Annotated in this window: 2 protein-coding genes and 1 pseudogene; 1 reads left to right on the top strand and 2 read right to left on the bottom strand. The window is 69.9% G+C overall.

Features of this window, described 5'->3' with window-relative positions:
• A partial coding sequence (locus RTU05_RS18150) for a HAMP domain-containing sensor histidine kinase (protein WP_312599676.1) occupies positions 1 to 992 on the top strand: 992 nt, incomplete at its 5' end.
• Positions 993 to 1,002: 10 nt separating this feature from the next.
• On the opposite strand, the gene RTU05_RS18155 is transcribed toward RTU05_RS18150, so the two are convergent.
• Both RTU05_RS18155 and RTU05_RS18160 read right to left on the bottom strand, forming a co-directional pair.
• Complete coding sequence (locus tag RTU05_RS18155) at positions 1,003 to 1,560, bottom strand: hypothetical protein (protein WP_312599677.1); 558 nt, start codon at positions 1,558 to 1,560, stop codon at positions 1,003 to 1,005.
• A 41-nt stretch (positions 1,561 to 1,601) separates the two neighbouring features.
• A pseudogene (locus RTU05_RS18160) lies at positions 1,602 to 1,799 on the bottom strand (hypothetical protein); the annotation flags it as partial.

Consider the following 1,799-nt stretch of genomic DNA (forward strand, 5'->3'; position numbering starts at 1 on the left):
CCCTCCCCGCCGTTTCCGCCCTGACCCTGATGATGGCCTGTACGCCCGCCCTGGCGCGCGCCCTGTCGGGCCAGCCGGCCGAGGTGCAGTTCAGCCCCCGCAGCGCCCTGGACCGCCGCGTCATCCTGATCGTCGCCCCCTTCCATGATCGGGCCGCCCGCCGCCCCCGCCTGATCGCCCAGGCGTTCGACGGCACGGCCCAGTTCGCCCGCGAACTGGGGCTGGAGACCGCCCGCGTCGAGGCCGAGGCCCAGTCGGCCGGCAAGACCCGCTTCCTGGCCAATATGAGCCACGAACTGCGCACGCCGCTGAACGCCGTCCTGGGCTTCGCCGACATCATGCGCCAGCGCCTGTTCGGCCCCCTGCCCGACCGCTACGCCGGTTACGCCGACGCCATCCACCAGGCGGGCGGCCACCTGCTGGACCTGATCAACGACGTCTTGGACCTGTCCAAGATCGAGGCCGAACGCTATCAGCTGGCCGTCGCCGAGTTCGACGCGCGCGACGCCGTATCGGCCGCCGTCGCCCTGGTCCGGCTGCAGGCCGACGACAAGGGCGTGGATCTGGCCGCCGTCCTGTCGGCCGAGCCGCTGACGGTGCGCGCCGACGCCCGCGCCCTGAAGCAGATGGCGCTGAACCTCTTGTCCAATGCGGTGAAATTCACCCCCGCCGGCGGCTCCGTCACCCTGACGCTGGACGCGGACGGCCCGGACCTGGAGCTGGCGGTGTCCGACACCGGCGTCGGCATCGCCCCCGAAGACCTGAAACGCCTGGGCCGCCCCTTCGAACAGGCCGGCGGCGCCGACCAGAAGGCCCAAGGCACGGGCCTGGGCCTATCCCTGGTCCGCAGCCTGACCGAACTGCACGGCGGCCGCATGACCATCGACAGCACCCTGGGCGAAGGCGCGGCGGTGCTGATCCGACTGCCGGTGATGGTGGTGGAGGGCGAACAGCCCGAGGCGACGCCCCCTCGCATCCTCGCCGAAACCTGACCGCCGGCTTTTATCCGGCCTCGCGCACCTTGTCGCAACGCTGCATGAACCGATGCGCCAGTTCGGCAGGCGGCGGCGGATATCTGACGGCGCCGTCGCCATCCGCATATCGCTCGCCGATCTCGAACCAGGGCCCACCCAGCAAGGCGGCAAGCTCGCTCTTGGAAGGATGCAGCCGGTAGGAGGCGAACATGTCGAAGCCGCCGTATTCCCAGACGGGTTCGCCCAACAGGGAGACACCCGGGCTTCGAAGCCCGAACATGGGCAGCAGTTGCGGGGGACCGCCAACATCGGTCGCAAAACCGTAGGCGTCGCCCCGCACATGCAAACTTCCGTCGGCTTCGCAGGTCAGCAACAGCTCGGCGTCAGGGACCGTCGGGTAAAGACTGTCTCTTTCGGCGATCACCAGGGTCGGCGCACTCGCCCACGTCGCGGGGGCCTGGTCCCAAAAGTATTCGCGGTCGAAGTCCGGCTTGGCGACAACTCTCACAGGCGGGCGCGGCCGATCCTCCTTGGAGCAGGCCGAGGCCAGGATGAAAACGGCGGCGACTGACAGCATCTGGCGCATGGGCTGAAAATGCACGTCAGGGGAACGCCTACAGCCCAAACCTAAACCTGCCCCATCGCCAGGAACGCCCGGCCGGCCGCGAAGTCCCCGGCTTCGAACGTCGAGCGGGCGACGCTGCCGTCGCGGAAGACGAACTCGACGGTGAAGACCTCGCGCGGGTCCAGCCGCGACAGGGCGTCGGCGGCCTCGGCGGGGAACAGCCAGGCCTGGCCGTCCGCGCGGCCCTCGGACAGCAGGGT

The sequence above is a fragment of the Brevundimonas sp. genome (genome assembly GCF_032017145.1).
GTDB lineage: Bacteria > Pseudomonadota > Alphaproteobacteria > Caulobacterales > Caulobacteraceae > Brevundimonas.

Excerpts from the sequence above, each read along its gene's own strand:
- RTU05_RS18155 (WP_312599677.1), bottom strand. The coding sequence starts at position 1,560 with ATGCGCCAGATGCTGTCAGTCGCCGCCGTTTTCATCCTGGCCTCGGCC.